This window comes from Brevibacillus parabrevis (assembly GCF_022701015.1).
GTDB classification, from domain to species: Bacteria; Bacillota; Bacilli; order Brevibacillales; family Brevibacillaceae; genus Brevibacillus; species Brevibacillus parabrevis.
On the sequence record NZ_CP064090.1, the window covers coordinates 5,960,137 to 5,982,162 of the forward strand.

A 22,026-nucleotide genomic window follows, 5' to 3' on the forward strand; every position below is an offset into this window, starting at 1 on the left:
AAAGAAACCTCACCATGTGTGGGGTTTCTCGACAATCTGGGACCGGATTTCCGGTCTTTTTTTCTGCCTTATTGCTGCGATTTCAGCCACGCATTGAGCTGCTTAGCCGAAGCCACAGCCTGCGCATCCGCGAGAACATCCCCCGGCTTGTTGCCCTCGCCAATGATGTAGCCCGCATACGGCATTCCCACAAAAGAAAAGACGTACTGAAACTGCTGGATCAGCGGCAGTCCTTTGATCCTTGGCTGGTCGCCGCCCGTCGTGATGACATAAGCCTGTTTGCGCCCGAGCGATTCCTTGAAGGCGTAACGTTTGTCCCGCAGGCTTTGCGACCAGCGATCCACGTAATTTTTCATGTAGCCGGACATGCCGTACCAATAGATCGGGGTGGAAAAGATCAAAAAATCGTGGGCCAAAACGGCTTCCGTCACTTCGTCGTAATCATCTGCTACCGCCGTGAAGCCACCTTCCACATGCCGCTGATCGTGGATCGGCAAAATGTTTTTCTCCCGCAGGTGAATGCTTGTGTGCGGGATCCCTTCCAGCGCGATATTCGTCAGCTGTTCGGTATTGCCACCCTCTCTTGAGCTACCATGCAAAACGAGAATGTTCATGCGGCTCACTCCACTCCTTGTTTTCTTACCTGTCATTGTATCAAAAAACCCTCCGGCAATCGCCAGAGGGTTACATGTTTTAGACAGTTTGCTTGCGCGCACTTGCGAGTTGCTTTTGCCGCAAACGCCAAACGAAAAAGGCCGCGCCTGCCAAAAGCACTGCGGAGAGCAAATAAACCGCTCTCGGGCCAAGCCACTGCGCCAGCGCCCCCATCAACAGCGAGGAAAGTCCAAACACCAGCGCATCGATGGTCCCTTTTGCTGACAGAACGTACGGCAGCATCGGCGTCTCTGTCTCCTGCTGCAAAATTGTCTGCTTGCTCACCAGGGCTATCTCCAAAAACGGCCCCAGCGCAAAGGAAAAGAGCAAGGCAGCCAGCGGATACGTCGTACTGCCAAACAGCAAGGTCATCGCAGCAGCCCCGCCAACACCTGCCAGCAGCCAGCGATACAGCTGGCGATTCATCTTGTCCGCGTACTTCAGCAGCAGCGTGCCCCCCAAAATGGAGCCGAGCAGGTAGCCTGCATTGATGTAGCCCCACCACTCTTCTCCTCGGCCCAACGCTTCCAGCACGTACGGCAACAAAATAGCCGCAATCCAGACCGCTCCCGAGACGCCCATGACGACATCCAGTGCGACGAGCTGCCGCAAGAGCGGCACATCGCGAATCGCTTTCCAGCCTGTCAGCCAATTTTCCTGCGGCGGTTCGACAACCGTCATGTCTGGAGCAGCTTTTTCCGGCTTGACCGCGAGCATTGCCAAAGATGCCAACACATAAGCCGCTACCGTTCCCCACAAAACCGCACTTGCTCCGAGGAACGCCACGAGCAGTCCACCCGCTGCCCAACCGGCAAAATGAACCGTCTGATCGGAAGTCGCAAGCAAGCCGTTCGCCCTGATCAGCTGCTCGCGTTCCACAAGCTGCGGCACCAACGCATTGCGTGCGGGATTGGCCCAGCCATCCATAAAGGCAATCAGCCCGCCCAATCCGAACAGCAGCCAGATCGCCTGACCGTTGGTGCCTGCTGTCCTGTCGACAAGCACAGCCGCTGCCGCGAGCAAGCACGTCTTCAGCGCTTGCGACAGCACCAGCATGGACGGAAGCGACAGTCTGCGAAAAAGCAACGGCGCTGTCAAGCCGCTGACCGATTGCGCCGACAAAATGACCACCGGAACAAACGCCGTGTACATGACAGAACCGGATACGGCGTAAATGACCGAAATGAACGCCACAATATAAAAAACATCCCCCAGATTGGCCAATGTCTGACCCGCCCAGAGGAATAGAAAACGTCTATGCCACACGATGCACAACCTCCTGTCGGTTCAGGACATATTTCCATCGCCCTGACGGAATATGCGATTATTCCTGCCGACCGATCATCACAATGGAGGTGCACCTCTTTTCATCCAATATGTTTTAGTCTATTCCAGAATCTGTAGATTGTACAGTTTTGTTGCGGAAAAAGCTGTAGTACACCCAGCCTGCATTGATGAACAAAAAAGCACTCGTCATAAAAAACACGCCGTTGATGCTTACGTAGCCAGCCATAAAACCGCCGATCATCGGCCCGAGCATGCTTCCGATGCTGACGAAGCTGTTGTTGTAACCGTAGACGCGACTGACCATATGGGATGGCGTGGCCCGCCGCAAAAGCGCATTGACTGACGGGAGCAAGCCTCCCAGCGACAAACCGAGCAAAAACCTTAGCACGACCAGTTGCCACACGGTCCAGACAAGCCCCTGCGGAATAAACAGGATCGCTGCTCCAAGCAAGGCGAACAGCAGCACCTTTTGCGAGCCAAAGCGATCACCCAAGCGCCCGAGCTGCGGAGAAGCAAACACATTGGCAATCCCCATCGCCGCCTGGACGATTCCGGCCCACAGCGCGACTTTTGCTCCTTCTGATTGGACCAACTGCGATATGTAGATCGGCAATACAGGCACGATGCTGAACAAGGCAAACTGGATCATCACGGTTACAAAAAAGAGCGCCGGCAGCTCTTTGGACGAAAAGATCATTTGAAAATCTTCCTTCAGGCTGGACCGGTCCTTTTTTTCAGGTGGAACGAAGCTCTCTTTTACCGTAAACGTAATGACCAAAGTCGCCAGCAACAGCAGACTGCCTGTAATCAGGAAGATCATGCGAAAGCCGATTTGATTCGCCAGCACTCCGCCAAAAAGCGGTCCCATAATCGTCCCTGCCGTGATAAACGATTGCAAAAGCCCTTGCGCCCAGCCGATGCGCTCTTTCGGAACGGAAGAGGCAACCAGCGCCGTACTGGCCGGGATGATTCCTCCCACCAGTCCGTTGATCAGCCGCAGCGCCAACAGTTGCCACAAACTGCCTGCAAAGCCTGTCAACGCTACCGTGATCGACATGAAGTAGCCGGATCGCAAAATCATGATCTTGCGTCCGTGCTTGTCAGCCAAGTTCCCCCAAATGGGAGAAACGAGTCCGGCGGTCAAAAAATTGGCCCCGAAAATAATTCCCGCCCATGCTGTCACCTGATGCGGATCGTCAATTCCGAAATCTTGCTGAATGTACAGCGGCAAAAAAGGCATGATCATACTCATCGCCACCATGACGACAAACAGCGATCCGCATAACACGTATAGATTGCGGCGCCATATTTCCATCAGATTCCCTCCATTCCCCCTCGATCAATCCCCAAATCCTGGACGCTCCACAGGCCATAGTACACGCCTTTTTGTTCCAGCAACTCCTCATGCTTGCCCTGTTCCACAATTTGTCCCTCGCGCATGACGATGATTTTGTCTGCATGGGTGATCGTGGACAGGCGATGCGCCACAATGAGCGTCGTGCGCCCTCTGGTCAGGCGATTCAACGATTCCTGGATCATATGCTCCGACTCCAGATCGAGAGCAGAGGTCGCTTCATCCAAAATCAATATTCCCGGATCGCGCAAAAACACCCGGGCGATAGCGACCCGCTGCTTTTGTCCCCCCGACAGCTTCACGCCCCGCTCGCCCAGCTCTGTATCGTATCCTTCTGGCAGCTCGCTGATAAAATCGTGGGCATTGGCGGCGCGGGCAGCTTCCTGAACCATATGTTCATCCGCTTCCGGATTCCCCATCAAAATATTGGCTTTTGCCGATTCGCTAAACAAAATGTTGTCTTGCTGCACCAGTCCGATATGATAGCGCAAATTTTGCTGCTTCAAGTCGCGGACATCGACTCCATCGATGGTAATCCGCCCTTCCGTCACGTCCCAGAAGCGCGGCAAAAGGCTGATCAAAGACGATTTCCCGCCACCGGACATTCCGACGATGGCGACCGTCTCGCCAGGTTGAATCGTCAGATTGACGTCGCGCAAAACAAGCGGCCCTTCTTCCCGGTAACGAAACGATACATGCTCAAAGCGAATTTCTCCGCGAATACGTCCCGTCGCCGGATCAACAGGCAGCTCGCGAGCGTTTGGACTGTCCTCAATATCGTACGATTCATCCATGAACTCGAACATTCTGTCCATCGAAGCAATCGCTTGCGTCAGCACCGTGCTGGAGTTGACCAAGCGCCGCAACGGGGTATACAAGCGTTCCAAATAAGCGTAAAAAGCCACCAGTGTCCCTACGCTCATGCTTCCGCCGATCACCTGGTAGCCTGCATAGGCGATCACGAGCAACGGCGCGATATCCGTGACGGTATTGACGACAGAAACCGTCCGGGCATTCCAGCGGGTATGCTCCAGCGCTTTGTCCAAAAACTGGTTGTTTTCCTTTGCGAAGCCTTTGCTTTCGTGACTTTCCAGAGCAAAACTTCGGATCAGCGCCATCCCGTTCACTCGTTCATACAAATACCCCTGGAGTCGCGCCAAAGCGGCAGAGCGTTCCCGCGTCAGCTGTCTCAGTTTTTTGTAAAAAAATTTGACAGAGAGACTATACAGCGGAAAAACGACGATCGCTACAAATGTCAGCTCCGCATCCATGGAAAACATGATCAAAAGCGTCAGTACGATCGTAATCAGATCGAGCCACAAGTTCATCAAGCCTGTTTCCACGAAGCTTTTCGTCGATTCCACGTCGTTAATAACCCGGGAAATGACCTCGCCCGTCTTCGTGTTGTTGTAGTAACGCATCGACAACCGCTGCAAATGGGCGTACAGCTGGTTGCGGATATCAAACAAAATGCGGCTGGACACCCACTGCGCGAAATATTGGCGGATATACTCGACAGGCGCCCGTACGACCGTAAACATCAAGAACGTCCCAAGCATCAGCCAAAACAATTGTGTCAGCTTATCCTCGCGGGGCATCGAGCTGGGGAGCAGGTCGTCAATGACGTATTTGATCAGGAGCGGCAAGGCAAGCGGAATGGAAAATTTGATGATACCTATCAATATAGTGCCCAAAATTTGTTTCCAATAGGGCATGACATATGCCAAATAGCGGCGTATGCTCAACCAGCATACCTCCTTCCCATAGCAAACTTGGCTGTACCCGATATGTTCAGGCACAGCCAAATTGGTACGATCTTCTTCGCCATTTCCAACTTTCTGACACTACAAGGAAATCCCTCCCCCGAATAACGGGAAAGGGATTATTCCTCATCGTCTCGCACTAAAAGATACCGCTCGTACCAGCGTTGCACGAAGCCGTTCTGAAAAGGGCCGCGGCGCGCGCTTACCCAATCCAGTACCTCTCGCAACGCAGTCTGTACCTTTTCCACGACAAACGGAGGGTAGTTCATCTGTTTGCTGTGCAACAGAAACTCCTCTTCATCGAGAATCGAATACGTCATGTCGGGAAACACCTTTACATCGAGATCATAGTCTATGTAGCTGAGCAGCTGTCCCTTCATGCTGAAGGGCGAACCAATGTTGCAATAATAGTAAATGCCGTCGTCGCGAATCATGGCAATGGTATTGAACCATTGGCCCCGACCAAATGTGCAAATGGCCGGTTCACGCGTACGCCACTCCCGCCCGTCTGCTTCTGTCACCTTGACCCGATCGTTTCCCCCAATCACCACCGCATCACTGGTATGAATCAACGTGGATTTGTCCCAAATGCGGTGCAGCGAATGATCATGTTTATAACTTTCAATGCGGATATTGGAGCCCGGAGTTGGTGACATGACTCTCCCCTTTCTTCTCTTCTCTTTTGAATGGGGACAAGCCTCCTTTAGGAAGAGAGCTTTTTGGAAAGTGTAACAAATTTTTGTACTTCGTAGCCAAGCGAAAGGTAAAACGGAAGGATCTCCGGATTTGCCTGATTGACCATGATCAGGACGTTATTGACGCCTCGCTGTTTGAAGCGCTTTTCGATGGCAGCCACGAGTTCGCGGCCGATACCGGAACCTTGCATCTCGGGAAGAACAGCCAGCCGGTAAAAATAGGCTCGTGCTCCGTCGATCGTGCCGACCACGACCCCAACAACTTTGCCGTCTTTTTCCGCAACCATAACCAAATCGCTGTCCCATGCCAACTGTTGGGCCAAATCGTTCAACGACACCGTGTCCGATTGGTCCAAGCCCGTCTGTTGCCAGATACTTGTGATAGCCGAATAGTCACCGAGTCGAAACGGACGAATCAGCATACGTTGCCTCCTTCGTAACCTTCTTCCTCTATTGTACAACACATGGACAACTTTGTCTTGTGTAGTGAGACGTCAAAGTCGCCAACTCCTTGTCACCGCTCCTAAAAATCAACTAGGTCAAAAGAGAGATACCGCCATCAACGATCAAGGTTTGTCCGCGCACCATCCAAGCCTTGTCGGAAACGAGGAACATCACGGCATTCGCCAGATCTTCCGGCTCGACAATCCGGCCTGCCGGCGTGCGTTCTGCGGAGCTGCCCAGCAGTTCTTCGCGGTTCGGGAAGTGTTTGAGCGCATCTGTATCCACAGCGCCGCCAGATACTGCGTTGACTACGATGTTATGCGGAGCAAGCTCCACTGCCAAATAGCGCGTAATCGCTTCTACAGCTGCTTTGGACACGCCGACTGCCGTATAGTTGTCCAAAACGCGAATCGAGCCGAGGCTGGACAGGCTGACGATCTTTCCGCCGTTGCCACCCTTGATCATTAGTTTTGCCGCTTCTTGCGCGCAGAACAACAAGGCTTTACTGTTAATTTCCATCGTCCAGTCCCAATGGCTTTCTTCCAGCTCCATCAGCGGGCGCAAAACCCCGGAAGCTGCATTGTTGATAAACACATCGAGACGGCCAAATTCCTGGTCAATCTCTGCGAACAGTTCCTTGATTTTTGCCACGTCGCCAACATTGGCTTTCACCAGGTGCACGCGCGCTCCTTTTGCTTCCAGCTCGGCTGCCGCTTCTCTCGCAGCAGTCCGGTTGCGCAAGTAGTTCAAAACCAGGTCGTACCCTTGCTCAGCCAGTTGCAATGCAATTGCTTTTCCGATACCGCGCGTTCCGCCGGTAACCAATGCTACTTTTTTTGTATTCATAATCAGAAATGCCTCCTACTCACCAACTATTAATAGCAGGTACTAATCAATCAAAATCACATTTTTCATTATACAACTCCCCTTCCGCTTTTGCTACCGGAAGCCAAAATCTCGTCTGACTCATTCCTCGCTGAAAAAGCCATACTAAGCACGCGCAAAAACAGAGGGCAGGCATAAGATCAAGGAGGAATCAAACGATGTACATAGGACGCGACCTGTCCCAATTGACGATGGTCCCGCTTTCCCAGTGGGAAATCAACGAGCTTTTGTACTTTCACGATACGTTTTCCCAGCTCGCCGCATACTTGAGCGCAGAAGGGGCTTCCCTGCACGTGAAGGTCATCCGCGAATTGGAATCACGCGGGCCAGTAGGCGGCGACAGCGGTGCCTGGGATCACGCCTCCAAACCTATTTACGATTGATGTTTGATGCTTGAAAAGGAACGGGCAATAGCAAAAAGCCCGGCGGCAAGAGAGCGAATCACTCCTGCGCCGGGCTTTTTCCCTATATCTTGAATTTGCCAATCTGATCTTGCAAATCTTCTGCCAGTCGCTCCAACGACATCGCGGAAGAAGCGATCTCTTCCATCGAAGCCAGTTGTTCCTCGGCTGCTGCGGAAACGCTTTGCGTCCCATCGGAAGCTTGCATGGTGACATCGGAAATATGATTGATCAATTCGACCACCAGTTGCGTCTGTTCGGATATATCGTGCGACGCTTGCGAGACTTGTTCGATTTTGTCCGCCACATCTTCCACCGCAGACTGGATTTGTTCAAATGACTTCCCGGCCTCATTCACTTTGCCGATTCCTTCGGTTACTTCGCGTTTGCTCTGCTCCATCACATCGACGGCATGGTCGGTCTCTTGCTGGATCGCTTTGATCAGATGGCTGATTTGCTCCGCCGAAGCAGATGACTGCTCAGCCAGCTTTCTTACTTCGTCAGCGACGACAGCGAATCCGCGACCAGACTCTCCGGCGCGTGCGGCTTCGATGGCTGCATTCAGCGCGAGCAAATTGGTCTGGTTGGCAATCGCCGTAATGACATCTACGATTTTGCCGATTTCCTGCGAGCGTACCCCCAGGCTGTCCACCACTTTTGCCAGGCTGAGAATCGACTCGTTGGAAGCGTTCATTTGCTGAACCGCCGACTGTACGGAGCGATTGCCTTCTGCTGCGATGCTTGCTGTCTCTTTGGCTGTGTCGGACACCTCATGCGTATAGCTGGCAATCTGGGCGATTCGCTGCGACATCTGCCCGACTGCATCGGTGCTTTTTTGTGTATGCGATACTTGCTGTTCTGTTCCCGTCGCCATATCCTGCATCGTCGTGGCAATCTGCTCTGTCGCCTTGCTCGTCTGGTCAGCGCTTGCCGACAGCTCCTCTGCGGAGGCTGCGAGCTGCTGAACGGAATCATTCACAGAGAACAAGAGAGAGCGCAGCGATTCCGCCATATGGTTGAACGTTTTGGCCAAAACGCCCAACTCGTCGTCGCTTTTCACTTCCACCTGCTGGGTGACGTCTCCCTCGCTCATTTTTTTCGCGGCTGCTGTCAGTTGTTGCAACGGGCGAAGCAAGGAGCGCAAAATGCCAAACACAAGCCCTGCCCCAATCACAATCGTGATCGCAATTACCAGCATTGTCCGGTAAAAAATCGGGCTGGCCGCATCCGCTGCTTCCGTCCTGTACATCACGCCCATCAGCTTCCATCCCGATTGATCATTGGTGACAAAAGCTGCTTTGGCTTCCTTGTTCTCATCTGTGAAGTCAAACGTCCCTGCCGCTTTGGCGTACAGATCGCCAATCCAAGGCGCTGTCATGTCTGAGCCAGGTGTTCCTGTCGGATGGATCAACAGCTTGTGGTTGGCATCGAGGATGGTCATATAGCCATTCGTTCCGATTTTCGCCTGCTTCACCGTTTCGTTCAGGGCGGTGAGCTGAATATCGATCCCGAGCACGCCGGAGCGGTCAGGCAAAGCTTTGGCTACACCCACGATCACATTGCCCGTAAATGCGTCGATATACGGGTCGGTAATAATCGATTTGTCAGGCGTCTTCATCGCTGCTTGATACCACGGACGCTGGCGCGGATCATAGCCGTCGGGAAGCTTGGCGCCAGTCGCTGTCAGCATGTTCCCTGTTTCATCTCCGACGTACGCTTCCCCAATATCCGGGTGCAGCTTGAGGAAAGTTTGCAGCTTCTTATGCAGTTCGTCTCTCGCCTGATCCACCAGGTCAGCTTTTGTCAAATCGGACACGATGAATTGCAGGTCTCTGGATTGGGCTTCCATTGTACGGTCAATCAGCTCGTCCACCAAGCGCACATTTTCCGATGCTGTCGTCAGCAGTTGCTCTTCAAGACGATCCTTTGCGCTCTGGTACGAAAGCAGACCAAGAGCGAGTACAGGTATAATCAAAATAAGGGAGAACGAAGCAATCAGCTTGGCTCTGACAGTCAATCTTGGCATTTTCATCTGCATTTCCACACCTTTTCGCATAGTCTCGTTGTCAGATATACTTACCCATTATAGCAAGCATTTTAAACCAAAAATCGCCCGCAACTTTATTTTTTATTATATTTTATTATTTTCAGAATTAACTTTCTTTAGAATTTAGGTAAAAAGTGCTTTACAGCAAGAAAAAAATGCCATATTCTAAGGTTACGTTTTACACCACTACTACTCGAAGGAAGGAGGATGCAACATGATGATGAATGTATGGGATTTTGCATATGATTTCGCTGATCGTCTTATCGTTGCAAAAACTGCATATAGAAGCGCCTCCTGGTCCGACGAATTGTAGATGCATTCGTATCTTCAACATTCTCTTTCGTCAATTACCAGACCATGGGCGTAGTAGCTTGTGGTCTTTCCTTTTCTTCGTGCGCCCAAAAGACCGCAGGCATCAGCCCGTGGTCTTTTTCTTGGCGACAAACATCCAATTTTTACCAATGAGAGGAGGTGATTTGGTATGGTACTGAATTTCTTGTTTTTCACCATCAAGATCGAACGCAATCACGTTCAACCAGAACAACGCCTGGCTGCCTATGCGCGCACGCGTTATTTGGAAGAACGCGCTGAGGCTCACGCCTTTGAAGCAGCCCAACACGTTAGCCGCATCTAATTTCGTCTTCGCATTCCAAACCAGGAGGGATTTCAATGAAAAATAAACAAAGACGTCAGATGATGAGATTTACAGGAGTCAAAGCGATAGATGGCGACTAACTGCACGATTTATCAGGGATGGGAGGTGGATTTTCATGCACATTCCAATGATTTTCTTCACGATTATTATCGAGAAGCGGAAATTGACCCCAGAACAGCGCGAGGCGCAATATTTGCAACAACAAGCAATCGCTGAGTGGGAACAACGGAAACATCAGATCGCAATGCAGTTTCCGGAATTTCTGTACAGATAATCGACAACGACAGTCCATGAAAATAACGAGACGGCCATTGCATGGTCGTCCGAATGAAAAAAGCTGCCGAGTTTATCTCGACAGCTTTTTGGCTTCCTGTCCTACTTGCTTTTTTGTCCGAGCAATTCCCTGATTTTGTGATGGGCCATCGGAAACGTGTACGTGTCCAGCTCACTCCAGGCCGCAAACCTGGCATGAGCGGGCAGCTTGTCTCCGTCAATCCAGTCACAGGACCAAACCTGCATATTCCACTGCAAATGCGAAAAGATGTGCTGCACGGCACCGAGCGGTTCCAGCACTTCGATATCGATTCCGAATCGTTCGCTGATTCCGCTGGCGAGCGCCTCTGCTTTGGCACTGTCTTTTTGCTGCTCCGTCTCCACCATGGGAAACTCCCACAGGCCAGCCAGCAGCCCTTGCTCCGGCCGTTTGTTAATCAGCACCTTGCCATCGCGAACCACGATTGCCACCTGCAAATCGACAGGGCGCGGAGGTTTTGCCTTCCCTTTGATCGGCAGTTCCTCCTGTACCCCTTCCTTGCGGGCCATGCAGTAATCGAACACAGGACAGGTCAAGCATTGCGGCGAGCGCGGCACACAGACCATCGCGCCCAGCTCCATCAAAGCCTGGGTGAAATCACCTGCGCGCCCTTCCGGAATGACTTGGCGCACGAGATGCTCAATCTTGATCCGGGTGGCGGGCTTGGCAATATCATCCGACAGGTACAGCAAGCGGGAAAAGACGCGCATGACGTTTCCGTCGACAGCCGGCTCCGGCTTTCCGTAGGCAATGCTTAAAATCGCACCCGCTGTATACGGCCCCACGCCTTTCAGCGTGGCGATCTCTTCAGGCGTGTCAGGCACGACGCCGCCATAGCGAACGGTTACCTCGCGAGCAGCAGCCTGCAAATTGCGAGCGCGGGAGTAATAGCCAAGTCCTTCCCACGCTTTGAGCACTTCTTCTTCTGGTGCATTTGCCAAATCCGACACCGTCGGAAATTTCTCCATGAAATTCGCATAATAAGGTTTAACGGTTTCTACCCGCGTCTGCTGAAGCATGATTTCCGACACCCAGACACGATACGGGTCACGGTTGATCCGCCACGGCAAATCCCGCTTTTGCGAGTCGTACCAGGCCAACAAATCCTGGGCGAAACCGAACACATGAAACTCTTCGGGAAGAGTGTACTGCAAGCTGTTGTCTTTTTTTCTTGCCATGTCTTTCTTGTCTGCTCCTTTTATTTTGGATACTCGGCGGGGCGAAACGCCCAGACGTGCAGCTTGGCCGCTCCGCCCGTTATACAGTCGCAAAACTGCTGATCCGCCAAACGGTGTGCTTTGATTTGTTCATATTCGTGTACAGTGGAAACGTCAAAAGTTTCCACAAACAATCCCGGCTGATCAAGCCCCTCGAAGGAGCGATATTCGCGTGCTCCCCATGCTGCAAGCCGCGAAGCCATGGATGCAAGCAGTCGCAAAGCCTGCTCCCGTTTTTCCGGTTGCAGCTTGTATTCGATAAAGACAGTTAACATACGACTTGTCCCTCCTTGATCTATTCATCATACCCTTTTTGCAAAAGCGGGAACAAGCTCACAATTTTTTTCAGCAGAGGGGGGAATTATGTCATCTCTCACGCTATAATAAACATAACAACAGCCTGGAAGAAAAGGAGGAAGACAACGATTCCATGGATACAGCCACTCACTTTGCCATGGGCTTCGGATTGGCCGGGCTCGCCTACCTCGATCCTGTCGTAGCTTCTTCTCCATCGCTTGCAGCCGCCGTGATGATTGGTACGGTCATCGGCTCGCAAGCACCTGATCTGGATGGGTTGGTTCGCCTTCGCGGCACTGCGGCCTACATTCGCAATCATCGAGGCGTTTCCCACTCTGTACCTGCCCTGTTTCTCTGGTCGGGAGCCATTTTTGTTCTCATACAGGCCCTGATGCCGCAAGCCTCCTGGCTCCATTTGCTGGGCTGGATCTTTTTGGCCGTCTGCCTGCACGTTTTTGTCGACTTGTTCAATTCCTATGGCACAAAGGGTTTGTATCCGTTTCGCGATAAGTGGGTTGCCCTGAACGCCATTTTCATTTTTGATCCGTTCATTTTTGCCGCTCATCTCGTCGGCTTCATGCTCTGGGCAGCGGGCGCGCACCCTGGCCGATCCTTTTTGCTGATTTACCTGGTGATTGCGGGCTACTACTATTGGCGCTGCCAGGTGCAAAAGCGGACGACAGAGCAAGTTCGCGCGCGAATCGGCAAGCCGGGCATGTACACGATCATTCCTACCCTGTCCTGGACATTTTGGACTTTTGTTGCCAAAACGGAGCAGCACTGGTATGTAGGCGAGGTGAACTCCGGCGATGTCAGTATTTTGGACACATTTGCCATCAAACCCGAGAGCGAAGTCGTTGCCGCTGCCAAACAAGATTCCAAGGTGCAATCGTTCCTCGCCTTCACCCACCACGTCCACGTGGAAACAAAGGAACAGCCCTTCGGCTATGAAGTCAAATGGATCGACTTGCGCTATCGCTCCCGCTTCCAAGGAAAAAGCCATTACATGTTCGTCGCCGTTGTCCATCTCGATCCTCAACTGAACATCCGCGATTCCTTCGTCGGCTGGATTCACCGCGGGGAAGAGCAGCTTGCCAAGAAACTCGATTCCAAGCGACAGCTGGGATAATCGCCCATCGCACAGCAACTGAATACTGAATCAAAACCGCTCTTGAGAATGGAGCGGTTTTTTTATATCTGAATCTGACCTGCTCGATTAAGCCTAAACTGCACCTTTTTCCCAAGTCAAAAACCGACTACGATCAGGCTACATCGAAAAACAGAACTGTCTGACTGGGGGATTACCAATGATACCTATCCGCTATTCCAAACGCACCATTACTGATCAGGAGCAGATCGCTTCGTTTTTGCACACAGCAAAAGTCGGCCACCTCGGAATGTCCAACGAGCGCGAGCCGTATATCATTCCGCTCAATTTTGCCTGGTGGAACGGCTGTATTTACTTTCACGGCGCAGACTCTGGGCGAAAGATCGAGATGATCAACGAAAACAACCGCGTCTGTTTCAGCGTTTGCGAAGAGCACGGCACGATCGCTTCGCCTGTTCCGGCGCATATTGATACCGCTTATATGAGCGTGTTTTTGTCGGGTACGATCGAGCGCGTGCAGGAGCCGGCTGAAATGCGCGATGCGATGCAAGCGATGATCGACAAATACGTGCCAGGCTACTTTTCCGATCCGCTGCCTTTGCAGCACGTGCTGAAGTATCGCTCGTCCATGGGCAGCGTAACCGCTATTTTTCGCATCACCCCGGATACGCTCACGGCCAAAGGCAATCCAGGCTCGGAAGAAAATCAATTTTATCCGGGTAAAAAAGTAGAAATGGATGTGTAACAAAAACGACACGCCCCTTCCTTGGGAACGTGTCGTTTTCATTCGTCTGTCCGCAACGTATTTAGCGGTTGTACGGGGCAAACATGCCTGTCGAGATGGCGATGCGGTTCCAGCTGTTGATCGTGTTGATCGCCATGATCATCGCCGTGTACTGATTCTCGTCGAAATGCTCTCTTACTTGCTGGTAAAGGGCGTCGGGAACGCCGTCTTTCGTAATCAGCGTCACTGCCTCGGTCAAGGCGAGAGCCGCACGCTCGGCATCCGTATAAACAGCGGACTCGCGCCAAACGCTGAGCAAATAAATGCGTTGCTCTGTCTCGCCGAGTTTGCGCGCGTCTTGCGTATGCATATCCATGCAAAAGGCGCATCCGTTTATTTGCGACGCACGAATTTTGATCAACTCGATCAGCTTTTTGTCGAGGCCGCTTTCGTTCACGAATTTTTCCAGTTGCAGCATGGCTTGGTACGCTTGCGGGTTCGCCTGGCGATAGTTGAATCTTGTTTGCATGTTCATCTTTCCTCTCCACTCGAATGTGATCTTTCAACCTCAAAGACGAGTGGCTTTCCGGTTTTGTGACCGATTGGAAAAATTACTTTTGCAAATGCGCCAATTTGTCCGGATTGACGACCATAAACAGTCGCTCGATCCGGTCTTCCGCTTGATTCAGGCTGATTTGAAGCGTCATTTTCACTTGGCCTTCGGAAATGACGACGATGCCATCCTGGCCGTTGATGGAGCGAATCTCCATGTGCGAATGATCCGCCCAGCGCGGCCAGACACCTTTCCAGAACGAGGCCACGCGGCGATTGGTGAAAATCGGGCGCAGCGCAGCCCTGGCTTTTCCACCCCCGTCGCTGACAAGCACAGCATCCTGTGTCAAAAGCTGTACCAATGCACTCGCGTCTGCTTTGGAAATCGCATGCATCAGCTGTTCAATCAGCTTTTTGGCTGGGGCGGGTACTGCTGTGACTTGCAGGCCTGGCTCTTTCAGCCTTTGCTGTGCGCGGCTGTACAGCTTGCGGCAGCTCGCCTCTGTTTTTTCCAGCAGGTCAGCGATCGTTCGGTACTCAAAGTCGAGGGCTGCGCGCAGCACGTAGACGGCCCGCTCCGCCGGAGACAGCCGATCGAGCAAGACAAGCAAGCTGTAGGATACGTGCTCCTGCGCGATCACGGTTCGCAACGGGTCATTCTCGCCGCCGTCGTCAAACAGCGGTTCGGGCAGCCATTCTCCTACGTACTGTTCGCGTTTCCAGCGCGCTGATTTCAACGTGTCCAGGCAACGGTTTGTCACGGCTTTGCACAAATAGCTTTTGACGTGTTGAATATCGTTGATGTCAACGCCCGCAAGCGCAACAAACGTCTCCTGGACAATGTCCTCGGCCTCCGCGACAGAGCCTGTCATCTGGTAGGCGAGGGTAAACAGCAATCCTTTGTATTGGAGATAAACTTCTGCGATCCCCACGCTCATTATTTGGCTTCACCAAACTGCCAAATCGTATGGCTCAGGCTCCCGTAACGAAAACTCATGTGCAGTCGCTTGGCGGTGCGCTCGTCATCTGCTGCTCCCATCACGTAAAGGAGCGGCACAAAATGTTCGCTGCCATAGGCAGGAACCGCTTTTTCCGCGTGCGGCGCAAGCTCGCGATAACGGGCCAAATCGTCCACTTTCCATCCGCTCAAGGACTGATGCAGCCATTCTTCAAACTCCAAGGCCCACTCGAAAGCGCGTCCTTGCGTTTCACGCATGTCGATGTATGAAAAGTTATGAACGGTTCCACCCGAGCCAATAATCAGGACGTCTTTTTCCCGCAGCGGGCTGAGCGCTTTGCCGATCATGTATTGCTGCGCAACAGTCAGATTCGGGTTGACGGACAGGGCAACTACCGGGATATCTGCGTCCGGGAAAATATGGCGCAAAACTACCCAATGCCCATGATCCAGACCTCGTGTCGTATTTACCGTGACAGGCACGCCTGCATCACGCAGCAATTGAACCGTCTCATCGGCAATCTGTTGGTCGCCTTTTGCCGGATATTGAATTTCGTACAGTTCTTGCGGAAACCCGCCGAAATCGTGGATCGTCGGGAACGTCTCCATCGTGCCGACCATCTGGTCAAATGCTTCCCAGTGCGCAGAAAACATGACGATAGCGCGCGGACGGCGCGGAAGCAGGCTGGAAATCTGATGCATGGCTTGTGTATAGGAATTGTTTTCGATAGCAAGCAGCGGAGCGCCATGTGCAACGAAAAAGGATGGCATCATGAGAAACACTCTCCTCTATAGTTTTTAAATAAGGTTACTTTTAGTAAGTATTATAACTGATATTTGTTCTCATGGCTATCCTTTGCGGAAAATAAGTTTTCTTGTTTCCTTGATTCTGCGATTCTGCAGCCGTTCGGGGCAGATGGCTTGAATTGGCTCGTGTTATGGACAGCTTACACTTTTCCGGCGAATGATAAAAGCTTGCTCGGAGTGATGCTTTGTAGTCTGCTTCATCGATACTTTAGGCGTGGCGAGGAAAGAGACGAATCGCTGTAGCTTCTTGGGCTTAGACTGCACGGCTCCGGGGAAAAAGCGAAACCGCGTCAAAAGCAGCGGACTCAGAGAAGCAGACGCACGTTGACGCTTAAAATCGTGTTTCGCTTTTTCCTCGGAACCTCGGTCGGTATCCCAAAGAGCTTTCGCGGATTTCGTCTCTTTCCTCGTCAGCGGCTGGGTGTGGTCGGCGCGAGTTTTAAAGAAAATGCTAAAGGCTGAATACATAAAAGTTGGCTTGGGTAGCGATTTGCAGTTTGCTTCATCGGTACTTCAGGCGTGGCGAGGCTGGTTAAGGGGTGATGGAGGGTTTCAAAAAAAGACATAGAAACAATGATTAAGATTCTTCTTGAAGACGGTTGCTTCATGCCACCAGTTCGGGGAAAGCTTGCTCACTTCCTGCCCTGGATTTTCCGCCCTTGAGCAACCTCCAAAAAACAATATCCGACCAAAGCTTACCGTTGGCCGAGGAAACAGGAGAAACAAGCGAAAGGGCTTTGGGACTCCTTCCGAGGCGGAGGCGAAAAAGGAAAACACGCCTTTAAGCGGCAACGTGCGTTCACTTCTTCGATCTCGCTGCTTTTGACGCGGTTTTCCTTTTTCACCGGAGACGGAACCCAAAATAAAAAGCTTGCCGCCCACAATCGAGCAACAAGCTTTTATCATTGCAAAAAAACAAGCTTACTTCGCAGCAGCAAAACGCTTGCTTACTTCATCCCAGTTCACTACGTTCCAGAACGCGCCGATGTAGTCAGGGCGTTTGTTTTGGTAGCGCAGGTAGTAAGCATGCTCCCATACGTCCAGGCCGAGGATAGGTGTTTTGCCTTCCATGATCGGGCTGTCTTGGTTAGGAGTGGAAGAGATCGCTACTTTGCCGCCTTCAGCAGTCAGCCAAGCCCAGCCGGAACCGAAGCGAGTAGTTGCTGCTTTTGCAAATTCAGCTTTGAAGTTGTCGAAGCTGCCGAAAGCCGCGTTGATTGCGTCAGCCAATTCACCAGTTGGTGCGCCGCCGCCGTTCGGGCTCAGGATTTCCCAGAAAAGAGTGTGGTTAGCATGTCCACCGCCATTGTTGCGCACAGCTGTGCGGATGGATTCAGGCAGAGCGTCCAGGTTGCTGATCAGCTCTTCTACGCTTTTTTCTTGCAAGTCTGCATGAGCTTCCAAAGCTGCATTCAGGTTGTTAACGTAAGTAGCATGGTGGCGTCCGTGGTGAATTTCCATGGTTTGCGCGTCGATATGAGGCTCCAGTGCGTCATGTGCATAAGGCAATGCTGGAAGTTGATGTGCCATTATAACATTCCTCCTCAAAAATATGTATGGTTCAAGCTACGAGCTTATTATACTACAAGACAACCACTTTTACAACAAATCAGTATGCAAAGTATATTAATCTATCAGCCATTTTCAGAGATTTCCAGCTTGCATTCAAAAAAGAGAGTGCTAGACTTGTTTTATTGCATACATACTTAGAGAATCAGGTGATCATGAATGGAACTGGACTTATTAACGGTAGTGTTTCTCGCTTTCTTCGGATTCGTCGCAGCCTTCATCGACAGTACAGTTGGCGGCGGCGGATTGATTTCCTTGCCCGCTCTGCTCGGTCTGGGCATGCCTCCCTATCTCGCGCTCGGCACGAACAAGCTCGCCGGCACGATTTCCTCGGCAACCAGCTCATTCACTTTTATCCGCTCGGGAAAATACGACAAGAAGCTGATGCTCATTCTCTTCCCCGTCTCGCTCGTCGGTGCCTTTTTCGGAGCCAAGACGGTGCTGTTCGTTCCCCAAGAAATGTTGAAAGTATTGGTCATCGTCATGATGGCGCTGATTTTCGTCTACACCTTGTTCAATAAACGGTTCGGTCAAGACTCCAACTACAAAGGGATGACCAAGTTTACGCTTGGGCTAGGCATTCCTTTTACTTTTTTGATCGGTTTCTACGACGGCTTCTTCGGCCCGGGAACGGGTTCTTTTTTCGTGTTTTTGATGGTGCTTCTGTTCGGTTATGACTTCGTAATCGCAGCAGGCAACGGCCGGATCTTGAATTTGGCCAGCAACATCTCCGCGCTGTTTGTTTTCCTCGTAGAAGGCAAGGTCATTTTCCTGACAGGTCTGGTCATGGGGATTGCGATGCTGCTCGGTGCCAGCATCGGTGCGAAAGTCGCCATCAAAACCGGCGTTCGCTACGTCCGCCCGCTGTTTTTGATCGTCTCGATCACCTTGATTACGAAAATGATTTACGAGCTGATTTTTACCCCCTAACAACAAAGACGACCAGCCGGATGATCGCACAGGTGATCCGACTGGTCTTTTTTACGAAGCGCCAAAATAAAAAGCCTGGCCAAAGCCAAGCTCCCCCTACTCGTCTTTTCCTTTTCGTTGCTTCATGCGCAATATGATGCCGTCGATGAGAAGACCTATGCCCGCTCCATAAAAAGGGGCTGCGAATCGGGTCCCTTCCCCCATAGGCAGATCTTTCAAATACACGATCAATACACCCACAATAAAACCGATCATCGTGTAGCGTAGACGGGTCGGTCCCATAACGACACCCCCTTCGCACTACTTCCCGAATTTATTTGGCATTTTCATATTTTTCATCGTGCGGCTCATTTGCTTCAGCTGTTTTTGGTTGAGATTCATTCCCATAGAACGGGCCATGGCTTGCAGCTGTTTGTCGTCCATCTGCATGTTGGACATCTGTTTTTTCAAATAATAAGTGCCTCCGGCAAAACCGCCCACGAGGCCGAGTAACAATGTAACGATCGGGATTACCCAGTTGTACCAAGCCATCAATACATTACCATCCTCTATGCGTAATTAAGAACTCTTTCATTGTACCATAGATGGGCTTTCTGTACATTGCAACGCGCGAAAATGATGAGACTGCCCCAAGCCATGTCGGCCTTTCCAAGCATATTCTAAGAACAAGAGGTGATGCATAAATGGCTCCTATCCTGATTGTGGACGCCGGGCACGGGGGAGTCGATCCTGGCGGCGGAAACAATGCGCAGTTTCTTGAAAAGAATATGACCTTGCAAATTTCCTTGTACCAGTTCAACCGCTTCAAGGAACTGAACATTCCGGTCGCGATGACGCGGACCAGCGATACTACGCTTTCAAGCGATGCACGGACTGCCCTGGTGCGAAACAGCGGCGCCCGTTACTGCATCTCCAACCATATCAATGCGGGGGGCGGCAGAGGCTCTGAAGTCATTTACTCGATTTATGGGTCAGCCGTATTTCCCCGCATGATCCAGGAAGAGCTTGAAGCAGAGGGAATGCCGAACCGCCGGATTTTCACCCGTACGCTCCCCAACAACCCGAACCGCGACTACTACTACATGCACAGGGAAACAGGAAGCGTGGAGACGGTCATTATTGAGTACGGCTTTGCAGACAATCCACTGGACGCAGATACGCTCGCCAAGGACTGGAAAAAACTCGCCGAGGGGGTTGTCCGCGCTTTTTGCGAATATGCCAAACTGCCCTACCGCCCTCCAGTAGCTCCTACTCCTACACCTACTCCCGCGCCAACACCGACGCCCACACCTGCGCCTACTCCCACCCCGACGCCTGCGCCTACCGCTTCCCCCAATCCCGGAGATGGAGGTGGAGGAACAGTGCCCGACTGGAAACAGGAAGGGATCGACTGGATGTTTGACCAAGGCTTGTTGACCAACGAAGACTGGCGCAATCAAGCTGACAAGCCTTTGCCGCTTTGGGCCGAGGCCATCATATTGAAGCGCCTGTATGAGCAATTGAAAAAATAAGATTTGGAGGTAGTGCCCCGTGGGCTTCGATCTCGGTTTAATCATCGCCTTTGCCCTGGCCGGAACCGCTACCTTGTCCGATGTGCTTCGCATCCCGAAAAAGCTGCGCAGTTGGGTAGCCGTTGTCTTGATTGTCGGGCTGTACATGGCCAATCAATGGCTGTACTATCCCGGATTTGACTGGAAAACAGCGCTAATGGAAGGCGTAACAGCGGGCTTGGCCAGTGTAGGCATTCACTCTTCCGCCAAAAACACGATCGAGCAAGTAAGCAACAGCAAAAACAAGAAAACCGATTCTCAATCTGCCGTATAACGCGTCAGCGGCGTATCCGACAGACCTGAATAATTTTTTCTCGCCGGCACACTCAATACATCGTCCTCCGGGAAGCGATAGGCGGTCAGCATTCCGCCGAAAACGCAGCCCTGGTCGATATTGATTGTGCCGTTTTTGCGTTTCGGTTCCGGGTGCGGATCGTGTCCCCAGACGATCGTCGGACTTGAGACTCTGCGTTCTTTTGCCCACTCTCTGCGAATAGGGCGGCCATCAGGCCCAGTCCCGGCCACATCGCCGTATCGGCAAAACGTATGCACCGCAGGAGATTCCATGCCAATATAGTCATCCCTGATCCCGGCGTGAACAGCTACAGCAGCCAGCTTGTCATGACGGCGGATCATCATGTGCGACGGCGAGGAAAAAAGCAGCCGCCGACTTTGCTCCCGCAGCAAAGAAGCTTTTTTCGGCCCAAATTCATGCTGATAAAGCTTCAGCTCCTCTTCCACTTTTTCGTCGCCGTGCGCCAAGGTAACCGGCCTGCCATCCAGCCAGCGGGCGATCTTCCAGCCGTGATTGCTGTCTACCATCTCTGCCAGTCCAGCCGTGACGTGGAGGTGGAAAAATTGCAACATCCTGATCGAATGCGGTCCGCGGCTTGTTATGTCTCCGAGGGAAAGGAGCTTTCGGCCCTTTGGATGTCGGTAGGCACCGTCTTTGCTTTGCTCGTACCCGAGCCGCTGGATCAGCTCCATAAACTCGTCGTAACAGCCGTGAACGTCTCCGATGATATCCACGCCGTTGTCGGCCGAAAGCACCTTGGAGCGTGTCTGAGGTTTATGCCTCATAGCGCGTTCCCTCCTTTCCCAATCTGTTACTTACTATCTTTACCATAACGGCAAAAAAAACTCAAAAAAGCCCCTCATCATGAGGAGCTTTTTTACGGCAAAATCAACCGAGATCGTGCGTATGAACGTAAATCGCCGCCTGCGTCCGGTCCTCTACATTCAACTTGGCAAGAATGTTGCTGACGTGTGTTTTGACCGTTTTGATGCCGATAATCAGCTCATCGGCGATTTCCTGATTCGACTTGCCTTGACCGATCAGCTTCAGCACTTCCAGCTCACGCGGTGTCAACTGTTCGTGCGGATGCGATTCCTGGCCGTGCCGGAAACGGGCCATGATTTTCCCTGCCACTCGCGACTCCAGTACAGGTTCTCCGGCCGCTGCCGAACGGATGGCCTTCGCGATCTCCGCCGCCCGCGAAGTTTTCAGCAAGTAGCTGAAAGCCCCCGCTTCAATAACCGGATATACCTTCTCGTCATCAATGAAGCTGGTGAGAACGATGACCTTGCTGGCCGGACATGCTTCGCGAATGCGTCTGGTCGCTTCCACGCCACCAATGCCTTCCATGACCAAATCCATGAGGACAACATCCGGCCGCAGCTCGACAGCCATCCGCACACCTTCTTCACCACTGCCCGCTTCTGCCACAACCTCGATATCATCCTCTGTTGACAGGTAAGCCGCCAGTCCCATCCGTACCATCTCATGATCATCTACCAGTAATACGCGAATCACAGC

26 protein-coding genes are annotated in these 22,026 nt (G+C 52.0%); 8 read left to right on the forward strand and 18 right to left on the reverse strand.

Annotation, left to right across the window (positions count from 1 at the left end; translation table 11 throughout):
- Positions 1-68: 68 nt before the first annotated feature.
- From IRJ17_RS27390 to fabL, 7 genes are all read right to left on the reverse strand, one after another.
- Positions 69-614: a flavodoxin family protein gene (locus tag IRJ17_RS27390; protein WP_242772537.1), complete on the reverse strand. Its 546-nt coding sequence runs from the start codon at positions 612-614 to the stop codon at positions 69-71.
- A 79-nt stretch (positions 615-693) separates the two neighbouring features.
- The gene (locus tag IRJ17_RS27395) at positions 694-1,920 is read right to left on the reverse strand and encodes an MFS transporter (protein WP_242772539.1); all 1,227 of its coding nucleotides are present in this window, start codon (positions 1,918-1,920) and stop codon (positions 694-696) included.
- 115 nt (positions 1,921-2,035) lie between these two features.
- Positions 2,036-3,256 carry an MFS transporter gene (locus tag IRJ17_RS27400; protein ID WP_122966140.1) on the reverse strand — a complete coding sequence of 407 codons (1,221 nt, stop codon included), beginning with the start codon at positions 3,254-3,256 and terminating at the stop codon, positions 2,036-2,038.
- The gene (locus tag IRJ17_RS27405; RefSeq protein ID WP_122966141.1) at positions 3,256-5,040 is read right to left on the reverse strand and encodes an ABC transporter ATP-binding protein; all 1,785 of its coding nucleotides are present in this window, start codon (positions 5,038-5,040) and stop codon (positions 3,256-3,258) included. The genes IRJ17_RS27400 and IRJ17_RS27405 overlap by 1 nt, the downstream gene beginning before the upstream one ends.
- Before the next feature lie 137 nt (positions 5,041-5,177).
- Positions 5,178-5,714, reverse strand: a complete 537-nt coding sequence (locus tag IRJ17_RS27410) for a DUF402 domain-containing protein (protein WP_005827695.1) — start codon at positions 5,712-5,714, stop codon at positions 5,178-5,180.
- A gap of 47 nt (positions 5,715-5,761) precedes the next feature.
- Positions 5,762-6,175: a GNAT family N-acetyltransferase gene (locus tag IRJ17_RS27415; RefSeq protein WP_063228750.1), complete on the reverse strand. Its 414-nt coding sequence runs from the start codon at positions 6,173-6,175 to the stop codon at positions 5,762-5,764.
- Between the two features lie 112 nt (positions 6,176-6,287).
- Positions 6,288-7,043, reverse strand: a complete 756-nt coding sequence (gene fabL / locus IRJ17_RS27420) for an enoyl-[acyl-carrier-protein] reductase FabL (protein ID WP_063228751.1) — start codon at positions 7,041-7,043, stop codon at positions 6,288-6,290.
- 197 nt (positions 7,044-7,240) lie between these two features.
- On the opposite strand from fabL, the gene IRJ17_RS27425 reads away from it, so the two are divergent.
- Positions 7,241-7,465 carry a hypothetical protein gene (locus IRJ17_RS27425; protein ID WP_122966142.1) on the forward strand — a complete coding sequence of 75 codons (225 nt, stop codon included), beginning with the start codon at positions 7,241-7,243 and terminating at the stop codon, positions 7,463-7,465.
- 82 nt (positions 7,466-7,547) lie between these two features.
- On the opposite strand, the gene IRJ17_RS27430 is transcribed toward IRJ17_RS27425, so the two are convergent.
- Positions 7,548-9,515, reverse strand: a complete 1,968-nt coding sequence (locus IRJ17_RS27430) for a methyl-accepting chemotaxis protein (RefSeq protein ID WP_122966143.1) — start codon at positions 9,513-9,515, stop codon at positions 7,548-7,550.
- A 496-nt stretch (positions 9,516-10,011) separates the two neighbouring features.
- Here IRJ17_RS27430 and IRJ17_RS27435 point away from each other — a divergent pair, with 496 nt between their 5' ends.
- Together IRJ17_RS27435 and IRJ17_RS27440 are read left to right on the forward strand one after the other, a co-directional pair.
- Entirely contained in the window at positions 10,012-10,164 is a 153-nt protein-coding gene (locus IRJ17_RS27435) for a hypothetical protein (protein WP_167470372.1), read from the forward strand.
- A 136-nt stretch (positions 10,165-10,300) separates the two neighbouring features.
- Positions 10,301-10,459 (forward strand): YrzI family small protein, encoded by a 159-nt coding sequence (locus tag IRJ17_RS27440; RefSeq protein ID WP_122966144.1) that lies wholly within the window; start codon positions 10,301-10,303, stop codon positions 10,457-10,459.
- Positions 10,460-10,560: 101 nt separating this feature from the next.
- On the opposite strand, the gene mutY is transcribed toward IRJ17_RS27440, so the two are convergent.
- Together mutY and IRJ17_RS27450 are read right to left on the reverse strand one after the other, a co-directional pair.
- On the reverse strand, positions 10,561-11,676 hold the full coding sequence (gene mutY, locus IRJ17_RS27445) for an A/G-specific adenine glycosylase (protein ID WP_122966145.1): 1,116 nt from the start codon (positions 11,674-11,676) through the stop codon (positions 10,561-10,563).
- A gap of 20 nt (positions 11,677-11,696) precedes the next feature.
- Entirely contained in the window at positions 11,697-11,990 is a 294-nt protein-coding gene (locus IRJ17_RS27450; protein ID WP_122966146.1) for a hypothetical protein, read from the reverse strand.
- A 155-nt stretch (positions 11,991-12,145) separates the two neighbouring features.
- Between IRJ17_RS27450 and IRJ17_RS27455 the strand changes: the two genes are divergently transcribed.
- Entirely contained in the window at positions 12,146-13,141 is a 996-nt protein-coding gene (locus IRJ17_RS27455) for a metal-dependent hydrolase (RefSeq protein ID WP_122966147.1), read from the forward strand.
- 178 nt (positions 13,142-13,319) lie between these two features.
- Positions 13,320-13,865, forward strand: a complete 546-nt coding sequence (locus IRJ17_RS27460; RefSeq protein ID WP_122966148.1) for a pyridoxamine 5'-phosphate oxidase family protein — start codon at positions 13,320-13,322, stop codon at positions 13,863-13,865.
- A gap of 61 nt (positions 13,866-13,926) precedes the next feature.
- Here the strand turns inward: IRJ17_RS27460 and IRJ17_RS27465 are convergent, their stop codons facing one another.
- The 4 genes from IRJ17_RS27465 to IRJ17_RS27480 form a co-directional block, all read right to left on the reverse strand.
- Positions 13,927-14,373: a carboxymuconolactone decarboxylase family protein gene (locus IRJ17_RS27465; RefSeq protein WP_167470378.1), complete on the reverse strand. Its 447-nt coding sequence runs from the start codon at positions 14,371-14,373 to the stop codon at positions 13,927-13,929.
- Between the two features lie 82 nt (positions 14,374-14,455).
- Positions 14,456-15,334, reverse strand: a complete 879-nt coding sequence (locus IRJ17_RS27470) for an RNA polymerase sigma-70 factor (protein WP_122966150.1) — start codon at positions 15,332-15,334, stop codon at positions 14,456-14,458.
- Complete coding sequence (locus tag IRJ17_RS27475; protein ID WP_122966151.1) at positions 15,334-16,128, reverse strand: dioxygenase family protein; 795 nt, start codon at positions 16,126-16,128, stop codon at positions 15,334-15,336. Before IRJ17_RS27475 ends, IRJ17_RS27470 begins: the two co-directional genes overlap by 1 nt.
- Before the next feature lie 954 nt (positions 16,129-17,082).
- Positions 17,083-17,691 carry a superoxide dismutase gene (locus IRJ17_RS27480; protein ID WP_063228762.1) on the reverse strand — a complete coding sequence of 203 codons (609 nt, stop codon included), beginning with the start codon at positions 17,689-17,691 and terminating at the stop codon, positions 17,083-17,085.
- 198 nt (positions 17,692-17,889) lie between these two features.
- On the opposite strand from IRJ17_RS27480, the gene IRJ17_RS27485 reads away from it, so the two are divergent.
- Positions 17,890-18,660 carry a TSUP family transporter gene (locus tag IRJ17_RS27485; protein WP_242772541.1) on the forward strand — a complete coding sequence of 257 codons (771 nt, stop codon included), beginning with the start codon at positions 17,890-17,892 and terminating at the stop codon, positions 18,658-18,660.
- A gap of 96 nt (positions 18,661-18,756) precedes the next feature.
- Here IRJ17_RS27485 and IRJ17_RS27490 read toward each other — a convergent pair whose 3' ends face one another.
- Entirely contained in the window at positions 18,757-18,942 is a 186-nt protein-coding gene (locus IRJ17_RS27490) for a hypothetical protein (protein WP_122966154.1), read from the reverse strand.
- A gap of 18 nt (positions 18,943-18,960) precedes the next feature.
- Positions 18,961-19,191 (reverse strand): YneF family protein, encoded by a 231-nt coding sequence (locus tag IRJ17_RS27495; RefSeq protein ID WP_063228765.1) that lies wholly within the window; start codon positions 19,189-19,191, stop codon positions 18,961-18,963.
- Between the two features lie 152 nt (positions 19,192-19,343).
- Here IRJ17_RS27495 and IRJ17_RS27500 point away from each other — a divergent pair, with 152 nt between their 5' ends.
- Positions 19,344-20,171, forward strand: coding sequence for an N-acetylmuramoyl-L-alanine amidase family protein (locus IRJ17_RS27500; protein WP_242772543.1), 828 nt, complete (start codon positions 19,344-19,346; stop codon positions 20,169-20,171).
- Positions 20,172-20,190: 19 nt separating this feature from the next.
- Positions 20,191-20,484 (forward strand): hypothetical protein, encoded by a 294-nt coding sequence (locus tag IRJ17_RS27505; protein ID WP_173598643.1) that lies wholly within the window; start codon positions 20,191-20,193, stop codon positions 20,482-20,484.
- Here IRJ17_RS27505 and prpE read toward each other — a convergent pair.
- Positions 20,469-21,290: a bis(5'-nucleosyl)-tetraphosphatase PrpE gene (gene prpE / locus IRJ17_RS27510; RefSeq protein ID WP_122966157.1), complete on the reverse strand. Its 822-nt coding sequence runs from the start codon at positions 21,288-21,290 to the stop codon at positions 20,469-20,471. The genes IRJ17_RS27505 and prpE overlap by 16 nt on opposite strands.
- 103 nt (positions 21,291-21,393) lie before the next feature.
- A complete protein-coding gene (locus tag IRJ17_RS27515) occupies positions 21,394-22,023 on the reverse strand; it encodes a response regulator (RefSeq protein ID WP_063228769.1) in 630 nt (209 codons plus the stop codon).
- Positions 22,024-22,026: the final 3 nt, after the last annotated feature.

Excerpts from the sequence above, each read along its gene's own strand:
- prpE (WP_122966157.1), bottom strand. The coding sequence starts at position 21,290 with ATGAGGCATAAACCTCAGACACGCTCCAAGGTGCTTTCGGCCGACAAC.
- IRJ17_RS27495 (WP_063228765.1), bottom strand. The coding sequence starts at position 19,191 with ATGGCTTGGTACAACTGGGTAATCCCGATCGTTACATTGTTACTCGGC.
- IRJ17_RS27455 (WP_122966147.1), top strand. The coding sequence starts at position 12,146 with ATGGATACAGCCACTCACTTTGCCATGGGCTTCGGATTGGCCGGGCTC.
- IRJ17_RS27490 (WP_122966154.1), bottom strand. The coding sequence starts at position 18,942 with ATGGGACCGACCCGTCTACGCTACACGATGATCGGTTTTATTGTGGGT.
- IRJ17_RS27465 (WP_167470378.1), bottom strand. The coding sequence starts at position 14,373 with ATGCAAACAAGATTCAACTATCGCCAGGCGAACCCGCAAGCGTACCAA.
- IRJ17_RS27430 (WP_122966143.1), bottom strand. The coding sequence starts at position 9,515 with ATGAAAATGCCAAGATTGACTGTCAGAGCCAAGCTGATTGCTTCGTTC.
- IRJ17_RS27390 (WP_242772537.1), bottom strand. The coding sequence starts at position 614 with ATGAACATTCTCGTTTTGCATGGTAGCTCAAGAGAGGGTGGCAATACC.
- IRJ17_RS27480 (WP_063228762.1), bottom strand. The coding sequence starts at position 17,691 with ATGGCACATCAACTTCCAGCATTGCCTTATGCACATGACGCACTGGAG.
- IRJ17_RS27460 (WP_122966148.1), top strand. The coding sequence starts at position 13,320 with ATGATACCTATCCGCTATTCCAAACGCACCATTACTGATCAGGAGCAG.
- IRJ17_RS27415 (WP_063228750.1), bottom strand. The coding sequence starts at position 6,175 with ATGCTGATTCGTCCGTTTCGACTCGGTGACTATTCGGCTATCACAAGT.
- IRJ17_RS27400 (WP_122966140.1), bottom strand. The coding sequence starts at position 3,256 with ATGGAAATATGGCGCCGCAATCTATACGTGTTATGCGGATCGCTGTTT.
- IRJ17_RS27500 (WP_242772543.1), top strand. The coding sequence starts at position 19,344 with ATGGCTCCTATCCTGATTGTGGACGCCGGGCACGGGGGAGTCGATCCT.
- IRJ17_RS27470 (WP_122966150.1), bottom strand. The coding sequence starts at position 15,334 with ATGAGCGTGGGGATCGCAGAAGTTTATCTCCAATACAAAGGATTGCTG.
- IRJ17_RS27485 (WP_242772541.1), top strand. The coding sequence starts at position 17,890 with ATGGAACTGGACTTATTAACGGTAGTGTTTCTCGCTTTCTTCGGATTC.
- IRJ17_RS27475 (WP_122966151.1), bottom strand. The coding sequence starts at position 16,128 with ATGATGCCATCCTTTTTCGTTGCACATGGCGCTCCGCTGCTTGCTATC.
- IRJ17_RS27425 (WP_122966142.1), top strand. The coding sequence starts at position 7,241 with ATGTACATAGGACGCGACCTGTCCCAATTGACGATGGTCCCGCTTTCC.
- IRJ17_RS27410 (WP_005827695.1), bottom strand. The coding sequence starts at position 5,714 with ATGTCACCAACTCCGGGCTCCAATATCCGCATTGAAAGTTATAAACAT.
- fabL (WP_063228751.1), bottom strand. The coding sequence starts at position 7,043 with ATGAATACAAAAAAAGTAGCATTGGTTACCGGCGGAACGCGCGGTATC.
- mutY (WP_122966145.1), bottom strand. The coding sequence starts at position 11,676 with ATGGCAAGAAAAAAAGACAACAGCTTGCAGTACACTCTTCCCGAAGAG.
- IRJ17_RS27435 (WP_167470372.1), top strand. The coding sequence starts at position 10,012 with ATGGTACTGAATTTCTTGTTTTTCACCATCAAGATCGAACGCAATCAC.
- IRJ17_RS27450 (WP_122966146.1), bottom strand. The coding sequence starts at position 11,990 with ATGTTAACTGTCTTTATCGAATACAAGCTGCAACCGGAAAAACGGGAG.
- IRJ17_RS27440 (WP_122966144.1), top strand. The coding sequence starts at position 10,301 with ATGCACATTCCAATGATTTTCTTCACGATTATTATCGAGAAGCGGAAA.